The sequence below is a fragment of the Rhodococcus sp. O3 genome, from assembly GCF_048897285.1.
In the GTDB taxonomy this organism is placed as follows: Bacteria; Actinomycetota; Actinomycetes; order Mycobacteriales; family Mycobacteriaceae; genus Rhodococcus.
Map to the genome: position 1 here is coordinate 1 of NZ_JBMBTE010000165.1, position 8772 is coordinate 8772.

6 protein-coding genes are annotated in these 8772 nt (G+C 71.3%); all 6 read right to left on the reverse strand.

Features of this window, described 5'->3' with window-relative positions:
• The coding region (gltB, locus tag ACN675_RS26080; protein ID WP_420753592.1) for a glutamate synthase large subunit at positions 1-3618 on the reverse strand (3618 nt) is incomplete at its 3' end.
• A 238-nt stretch (positions 3619-3856) separates the two neighbouring features.
• Entirely contained in the window at positions 3857-4642 is a 786-nt protein-coding gene (locus ACN675_RS26085) for an NINE protein (protein ID WP_420753588.1), read from the reverse strand.
• 76 nt (positions 4643-4718) lie between these two features.
• Positions 4719-5822, reverse strand: coding sequence for a prolipoprotein diacylglyceryl transferase (gene lgt, locus ACN675_RS26090; protein ID WP_420753589.1), 1104 nt, complete (start codon positions 5820-5822; stop codon positions 4719-4721).
• Positions 5819-6622, reverse strand: a complete 804-nt coding sequence (gene trpA, locus ACN675_RS26095; protein ID WP_420753590.1) for a tryptophan synthase subunit alpha — start codon at positions 6620-6622, stop codon at positions 5819-5821. Before trpA ends, lgt begins: the two co-directional genes overlap by 4 nt.
• The gene (gene trpB, locus ACN675_RS26100) at positions 6619-7869 is read right to left on the reverse strand and encodes a tryptophan synthase subunit beta (RefSeq protein WP_197251702.1); all 1251 of its coding nucleotides are present in this window, start codon (positions 7867-7869) and stop codon (positions 6619-6621) included. Before trpB ends, trpA begins: the two co-directional genes overlap by 4 nt.
• Before the next feature lie 224 nt (positions 7870-8093).
• Positions 8094-8772: indole-3-glycerol phosphate synthase TrpC (trpC, locus tag ACN675_RS26105; RefSeq protein ID WP_420753591.1), on the reverse strand; the 679-nt coding region annotated here is incomplete at its 5' end.

Genomic DNA, 8772 nt, shown 5'->3' on the forward strand with positions numbered 1-8772 from the left:
TCCGGCGGCACGCCAGTGCGCGACAGCGGTGGCGGGTTCGAGCAGATCGACGCGGCCGATCGCATCGTCGAGGCTGCGCAACCCGAGTTCGGCGAGGCGGCGGCGCACGTCCTCGGCCACGAAACGGAAGAACTGTTCGACGAATTCGGCGCGGCCGGTGAACTTTTCGCGCAGCTCCGGGTTCTGGGTGGCGATTCCGACGGGGCAGGTGTCGAGGTGGCAGACCCGCATGAGGATGCAACCGAGCACGACGAGCGGCGCGGTCGCGAAGCCGTATTCCTCGGCACCGAGCAGCGCGGCGACGAGCACGTCGCGGCCGGTGCGCAGCCCGCCGTCGCATTGGACGGTGATGCGGTCGCGCAGGCCGCCGAGCACGAGGGTCTGCTGGGTTTCGGCCAGCCCGATCTCCCACGGGGTGCCGGAGTGCGCGAGCGCGGTGAGCAGCGCCGCGCCGGTGCCGCCGTCCTGTCCGGAGATCAGCACCACGTCGGCGTGCCCCTTCGCGACGCCGGCCGCGACGATGCCGACCCCGACGCCGCTGACGAGTTTGACGTGGATGCGGGCCCGCGGGTTGGCGCAGCGCAGGTCGTGGATGAGCTGGGCGAGATCCTCGATCGAGTAGATGTCGTGGTGCGGTGGGGGCGAGATGAGGCCGACCCCGGGGGTGCTGTGCCGGGTGCGGGCGATCCACGGATACACCTTCCCGCCGGGAAGTTGCCCTCCCTCACCGGGTTTCGCTCCCTGTGCCATCTTGATCTGCAGGTCGGTGGCGTCGGCGAGGTACTCCGCGGTGACCCCGAAGCGTCCGCTGGCGATCTGCTTGACCGCGCTGCGGCGCAGCGGATCCCCGAGCCGATCGGGGTCCTCCCCACCCTCCCCGGAGTTCGAACGTCCCCCGATCCGGTTCATCGCGACCGCGAGGGCCGTGTGCGCCTCGGCTGAAATCGATCCGTAGCTCATTGCGCCGGTGGCGAATCGGGTGAGGATCCGTTCCGCGGGTTCGACCTGCTCGACGGGGATCGGCGGGTGCACACCGGTGCGGAAGCCCAGCAGTCCGCGCAGGGCGCCCCCGGCCGCGGCGAGCCGGTCGACCTCGTCGCTGTAGCGGGCGAAGATGTCGGCCCGGCCGCTGCGGGTGGCGTGTTGCAGCAGGAACACCGTCTCGGGCGTGAACAGGTGCGGCTCACCGTCGCGGCGATAGCGGTAGACCCCGCCGCTATCGAGTTCCTCTGTGCCCGAGTCGGATTCGCCATAGGCGGCGGAGTGCCGTGCGCGTGCGTCGTCGGCAAGGTCGCTCAGCGAGGCTCCGCCGATCCGCGAGGCGGTACCGGGCAGGTACGTGTCGATCACGTCGCGGCCCAGCCCGACCGCCTCGAAGGTCTGTGCCCCGACGTACGAGCCGAGCACGGAGATACCCATCTTCGACATCACCTCGAGCACCCCCGCGACCAGCGCGTGCCGATAGTTGGAGGCCGCGGTGTCCGGATCGTCACCGGCAGCGACGGCGAGCGCCCGGACGGTGTCGAACGCCAGGTACGGGCACACCGCGGAGGCTCCGAAACCGAGCAGGGCGGCGACGTGGTGCACCTCGCGGGCGTCGCCGGTTTCGACGAGCAGGCCCACGCGGGTCCGGCGACCGGTCCGGATCAGGTGGTGGTGCACCGCGGAGACCGCGAGCAGCGACGGGATCGGAACCGAGTCCGGTCCGGCGCCGCGGTCGGTGACGACGAGCAACCCGAACCCGGAGTCGACGGCGTCGTCCGCGGCCCGGCACAGGGCGGTGAGACCGGCGGCCAGGGCGTCACCCGACGGTCCGTCGGCGGAGAAGAGGGCCGGCAGCACCCGTGTCGCGAGCGCCGGGTGCGGTCCGTCCGCGGTGAGGGTGCGGACCGTGTCGAGTTCGTCGGCGGTGAGCACCGGGCCGGGCAGCAGCAGGCGGCGGCACGCTTCCGGCGAACAGGCGAGCAGGTTGTCCTCGGGTCCGACGGCGACGGCGGTGGTGGTGACGATGCGTTCGCGGATCGAATCCAACGGCGGGTTGGTGACCTGCGCGAACATCTCGGTGACGTAGTCGTAGAGCAGGCGCGGTCGCGGGGACAGCACCGCGGGTGGGGTGTCGTTGCCCATCGAGCCCAGGGGTTCTCGGCCGGTGCCGGCCATCGGGGCGAGCAGCACGTCGAGGTCCTCGCGGGTGTACCCGAACAACCGGTGGGCCTGCGGGGTCGCGGTGCACGTGCGGGGGCGGGCATCCGGGCGCGGCAGGTCGGCGAGGGCGACCTGGCCGGCGCGGAGCCAGTGCCGGTAGGGGTGGGTGCGGGCGAGCCCGGCCAGGAGCTCGTCGGACGGCACGACGCGCCCGGCGCCGGTGTCGACGAGGAACATCCGGCCCGGTTCCAGCCGGCCCTTCTCGACGATCTGGTCGGGTGGCAGATCCAGCACCCCGGATTCGCTGCCGAAGACGACCCGGTCGTCGAGGGTGCGCCACCAGCGGCCCGGCCTGAGCCCGTTGCGGTCGAGAACCGCGCCGAAGACGCGGCCGTCGGTGAACGGCAGGCACGCCGGCCCGTCCCAGGCCTCGAGCAGCGCCGCGTGGAACCGGTGGAATCCGCGGCGCCGGGCGTCGAGCGTGGGATCGTTCTCCCACGCGGGCGGAATCATCATGGTCACCGCGTGCGGCAGCGACCGGCCCGACAGGTGCAGTAGCTCGAGCACCTCGTCGAGCGTCGCCGAGTCCGACCCGCCCGGGCTGCAGATCGGGAAGAGCCGAGTGAGGTCGCCCGCGATCCGCGGGGTGCGCAGCGCCGGCTCGCGGGCCCGCATCCGGTTCCGGTTGCCACGGATGGTGTTGATCTCGCCGTTGTGCGCGCTGTACCGGAACGGCTGCGCGAGCGTCCACGACGGGAACGTGTTGGTCGAGTAGCGGCTGTGCACCAGTGCGATCGCGCTGACGCAGCGCGGATCACGCAGATCCGGGTAGAAGTGTGCAAGTTGCTCGGCGGTGAGCATCCCCTTGTAGACGATCGTGCGCGCGGACAGCGACGGGAAGTACACCGCCGGCGCATCGTCGGGTCCGGGCCGCTCGGCGCGGCGACGCAGCGGGTAGACGAGCCGATCGAGGTCGAGTCCGCCCGGCCGGACCCCCGCGGCGGCCGGCGCGGCGACGAACAACTGGTCGATGTGCGGGCGGCACCCGTCCGCGGTGACGCCGATCCCGGCGCGTTCGGGTTCGACCGGCATCGGACGCCAGCCGAGGACCTCCAGGTGTTCGGCAGCGGCGAGATTCTCGATGCGACGGCGGGCGCGCGCCCGGTCGTCCGGATCGCGGGGCAGGAAGCACAGGCCGGTGGCGTATCGGCCGGGCGGCGGCAGCGGAAAGTCGGTGACCGCGTCGAACAGCGCCGCGGGGACCGCGAGGGTGATGCCTGCGCCGTCTCCGGTGGCCGGTTCGCGCCCGCACGCCCCGCGATGCGCGAGGTTCTGCAGCGCGCGGATCGCGTCGACGACGATGTCGTGACCGGCGCGGCCCTGGATGTCGACGATCGCGGCGACCCCACACGAGTCCGATTCCAGCGCCGGGTCGTACAGACCGCGGGCGGCGGGAATCGCGGAGTACAGCACTGCTGTCACCTCCACCGGGGCGGACGGTGCGGGGGTGACGCGTCGCGCGTCGGGGCGGCGGCCCCCGGGGGGGTCGCCACAACGGGCGGTGCAGCGGCGGGGATGGGCCGATCGGCTCCGCCCGGGAATGCCGGGGATCGTGGCCCGTGGGCGTCAGTTTACGCGCGGAGGGCCCGGCTGCGCGAGCATGCGCAGCCGGGCCCTCCGCGAGAAGACGTGCCTTGTTCGGGTACTTCGATCAGGGCTGCAGCGGCCGGTTGTGCTCGTCCCGAACCTTGCCGGTGAGCATCATGATGCCGTCGATCAACGGCCAGATGCCACCGAGCCCGCAGGTCAGCCACACCACCGCGATCTGCGCGATCGCCAGGCCCGGCTGGTTGAGATAGAACCGGCCGGCGCCGAATGCGCCGAGGAGGATCTCGAGCAGACCCGCGGTCATCCGCGACTTGTCCGAGTACGGCTCGCCGGTGAGCGGATCACGACCGTACGGCGCCGAGGGGTCGGCGAAGCCGTAGCCGGGCGTTCCACCCGGAACCGGGCCGTAGCCGGGGGCCGCACCGTAACCGGGCGCGGCACCATAGCCGGGCGCGGCACCGTAGGGCTGCGGCGACGGCGGAGGCGGGTTCTGTCCCCCGAATCCGCCCGGTGCGCCGTAACCGGCCTGGTCACCCATCGGGTACTGCGGGTTCGGGGTGCCGTAGACGGGACCGGCCGAACCGCCGGGCTGCTGCGGTGCCGACGAGTAGTCGGACGGCGGCGGGTAGCTGGGCGTGGTGCCCCAGCCCGGACCGTTGCCGATGCCCGAGTAGGTATCCCAGCCCGGACCGGCGGTGCCCGGGGACGCTGCCGTGGACTCGGAGGTCGGCGGCGGCTCCGAGAGAGATGCCTGCGCGGTCGCGTCGTAGTCGAACCCGGGTCCGAAGTTCGGGTTCGACTGCGCGTCCGCAGGGCCGGATTCCTTCTTGCCGAAATCGATCGGGCGGCCCGAATTCGGGTCGGAAGCAGCCGGATCCGGTGTTGTCACTGGTGATCCCCCTCGTGGTCGATGTATGTGTCAGACCTTACCGGCGACTCGCTCCCGGGTTCGGTCAGGCAGGGGGTCAGCGGTCCGCCTTCTTCGACCCGCCGGCCTCCTCGACCGGCTTCTCGGTCGACTTGTCGTCCGCTGCCCTGTCGTCGGCCGTCTCGTCGTCGGCCGTCTTGTCGTCGACTGCCTTGTCGTCGACTGCCTTGTCGTCGGCCCCCCGCGGGTCCTCATCGCCCTTCCGGACCGCGCTGTTACCGGCGGTCACCGCACCGTCGGTCCCGCCCTCGGAGTCCGGGGTCCGGCCACGGGTCGACTTCAGCTCTTCGGGAGCCTCCCGGCCCTTGCGGGCGAAGACGAAGTACGCGACCGCGAGCGCGAACACGATGCCGGAGGTGAAGGAGTTGATGCGGATGCCCGCGATCTGGGTGGCGGCGTCGGTGCGCATCAGTTCGATCCAGAACCGGCCCAGGCAGTATCCGGCGACGTAGAGGGCGAACAGCCGGCCGTGCCCGATCCGGAAGCGGCGGTCCACCACGACGAGCAGCACGACGATCAGCACGTTCCACAGCAGTTCGTACAGGAACGTGGGGTGCACCACCGAGGCCACCTGCCCGGTGGAGACACCGTCGATCAGGCCGGGCGACACCTGACCGGCGTCGTTGCGGCGTTCGTAGATCTCGAGGCCCCACGGAAGCGTCGTCTCGCGACCGTACAGTTCCTGGTTGAACCAGTTGCCGAGCCGGCCGATGGCCTGGGCGAGCAGGATCGCGGGCGCCAGGGCGTCCCCGAACGCGGGCAGCGGGATTCCACGGCGACGGCAGCCGATCCAGGCGCCGACCGCACCGAACGCGACGGCGCCCCAAATCCCGAGGCCGCCTTCCCAGATCTTCAGGGCATCGATCGGATCGGCACCGTCGCCGAAGTACTTCTGCCAGTCGGTGGCGACGTGGTAGAGCCGGCCGCCGATCAGGCCGAACGGCACCGCCCACACCGCGATGTCGAGGACGGTGCCCTTCTCACCACCGCGCGCAACCCAGCGCCGGTCGCCCCACACGATCGCGACGACGATGCCGACGATGATGCACAGGGCGTAGGCACGCAGGGCCACCGGCCCGAGATACCAGACGCCCTGTGGCGGCGAGGGAAGATAGGCGAGGAACGTGGTCGTGTCGGTCACGGTGCCACGGTAGCCGAGCGCACTCCCTTCGCGAGATCGCGTGTCAGCTCGAGCAGCGCGTCGCGGCCCTGACCCGCGGCGGTGACGAGCGCGGAACCGACGATGACGCCGTCGGCGTATCCGGCGATCTCCGCGGCCTGGGCGCCGTTGCGGACACCGAGACCGACCCCGACCGGGATGTCGGAGTGGGCCCGCACCCGCGCGACGAGCTCCGGTGCGCGGTTGTCGACGTTGTCGCGGGCACCGGTGACGCCCATCGTCGACGTCGCGTAGACGAACCCGCGGCAGTTGTCGAGGGTCATCGCGAGCCGCTCGTTGGTCGACGACGGGGCGACCAGGAAGATGCGGCCGAGCCCGTACTTGTCGGACGCGGCGATCCAGTCGGCGGCCTCGTCGGGGATCAGGTCCGGGGTGATGATGCCGAGCCCGCCCGCGGCGGCGAGGTCGCGCGCGAAGTTCTCGACGCCGTACTTGAGGACGATGTTCCAGTAGGTCATGACGACGGCGGCGCCACCGGCGTCGGTGACCGCCTTGACCGCCGGGAACACGTCCCGCACCCGGACCCCGGCGGCGAGCGCCTCGGTGGCGGCGTTCTGGATGGTGGTGCCGTCCATGACGGGATCGCTGTAGGGGATGCCGACCTCGACGAGGTCGCAGCCGCCCTCCACGAGCGCGGTGACGGCCTCGATGGACTTCTCGACCGTGGGGTAGCCGATCGGCAGGTACCCGACGAGCGCGGCGCGCTTCTCGGCGCGGCAGGTCGCGAAGATGGCGGAGAGGCGTTCGTGCGGTGCGCTCACTGCGCGGCTCCTTCGGTGTCGGTGCTGTCGGAGGGCAGGTAGCCGAACCACTTGGCGGCGGTGTCGACGTCCTTGTCGCCGCGGCCCGAGATGTTCACCAGGATGATCGCTCCCTCGCCGAGTTCGCGACCGAGTTTCAGCGCCCCGGCGACGGCGTGGGCCGATTCGATGGCGGGGATGATGCCCTCGGTGCGGCTCAGCAGCTTGAACGCGTCCATCGCCTCGGTGTCGGTGGCCGACCGGTATTCGGCACGGCCGGTGTCGGCAAGCCACGAATGTTCCGGTCCCACACCGGGATAGTCGAGACCCGCGGAGATCGAGTGCGATTCGATGGTCTGGCCGTCCTCGTCCTGCAGCAGGTACGAGTACGCGCCGTGCAGGGCGCCGTGCGTGCCGCCGCCGATGGTCGCGGCGTGCCGTCCGGTTTCGACGCCGTCGCCACCGGCCTCGATGCCGACGAGCTTGACGGACGGGTCGTCGATGAACGGGTGGAAGATGCCGATGGCGTTGGAACCACCACCGACGCAGGCGACGACCGCGTCGGGCAGGCGACCGGTGTGGGCCTGCACCTGGGCGCGCGCCTCGAGCCCGATGATGCGCTGGAAGTCGCGGACCATCGCCGGGAACGGATGCGGCCCGGCGGCGGTGCCGAAGCAGTAGTAGGTGTTGTCGGCGTTGGTGACCCAGTCGCGCATCGCCTCGTTGATGGCGTCCTTGAGGGTGCGCGAACCGGTCTTGGCGGCGATGACCTCGGCACCGAGCAGGCGCATGCGCGCCACGTTCAGGGCCTGCCGCTGGGTGTCGACCTCACCCATGTAGACGAGGCATTCGAGGCCGAGCAGGGCACACGCGGTCGCGGTGGCGACGCCGTGCTGACCGGCGCCGGTCTCGGCGATGACGCGGGTCTTGCCCATGCGCTTGGCGAGCAGGGCCTGCCCCAGCACATTGTTGATCTTGTGGGAGCCGGTGTGGTTGAGGTCTTCGCGCTTGAGGAGCAGGCGCGCACCGCCGGCGTGTTCGCTGAGCCGGGTGGCCTCGTAGACCGGTGACGGCCGGCCGGTGTAGTCGCGCTGGAGACGATCGAGCTCGGCGAGGAAACCGGGGTCGGTGCGTTCCTTCTCGTAGGCGGCGGTGACCTCTTCGATGACGGCCATGAGCGCCTCGGGAAGGTAGCGGCCACCGAAGACCCCGAAATGTCCCTTGGCGTCCGGTTCGTGCGCGGTGGGGACGGACACGGCTTCGCTCATGACGGGGAGGCCGCGGCCCTTGGCCGAGAGGACGGAATCGTCTGCAGTCACGTGTTCAGTCTGCCCCACCACCGCACCCGCCGTGCCGTCGGGTCACCCGCGCAGTTCGCGGTGCGTCCTCGGCCGAAGACGTCCGCGCGCACCGGTATCCGTCGACGACACGGACAGCCGCGCAGTGAGGACACCGCGCGGCTGTCCGATCGTCGTTCGGAGGGTCCCGTCGGTCAGCGTGCCGGCTTCGGGCAGGACGGATGCGTACCCACGGTGACCAGTTCTGCGACCGCCTGGCGGGGGTCGCCGCTCGTCACGAGACCCTCACCGACGAGTACGGCGTCGGCACCGGCACCGGCGTACGCCAGCAGGTCCGCCGGACCCCGCACACCGGACTCGGCGATCTTGAGGACGTCGCTGGGCAGGCCCGGCGCGATCCGCGCGAACGTGCCCTTGTCGACCTCGAGGGTCTTGAGGTTGCGGGCGTTGATCCCGATGACGGTCGCGCCGGCCTCGAGAGCGCGGGTCGCCTCCTCCTCGGTGTGCGCCTCGACGAGCGCGGTCATACCGAGCGACTCGACGCGGTCGATGAGGGAGGTCAGCACGGGCTGTTCGAGCGCGGCGACGATCAGCAGCACGAGGTCGGCACCGTGCGCGCGGGCCTCGTGGATCTGGTACGGGCCGACGATGAAGTCCTTGCGCAACACCGGAATTCGCACGGCGCGGCGGACCGCGTCGAGGTCGGCGAGGCTGCCGTGGAAGCGGCGCTCCTCGGTGAGCACGCTGATCACGCGCGCTCCTCCGGCCTCGTAGGCCTTGGCGAGTTCGGCCGGATCGGCGATGTCGGCGAGCGCGCCCTTCGACGGGCTGGCCCGCTTGACCTCGGCGATGACGGCGATACCGGGCTCGCGC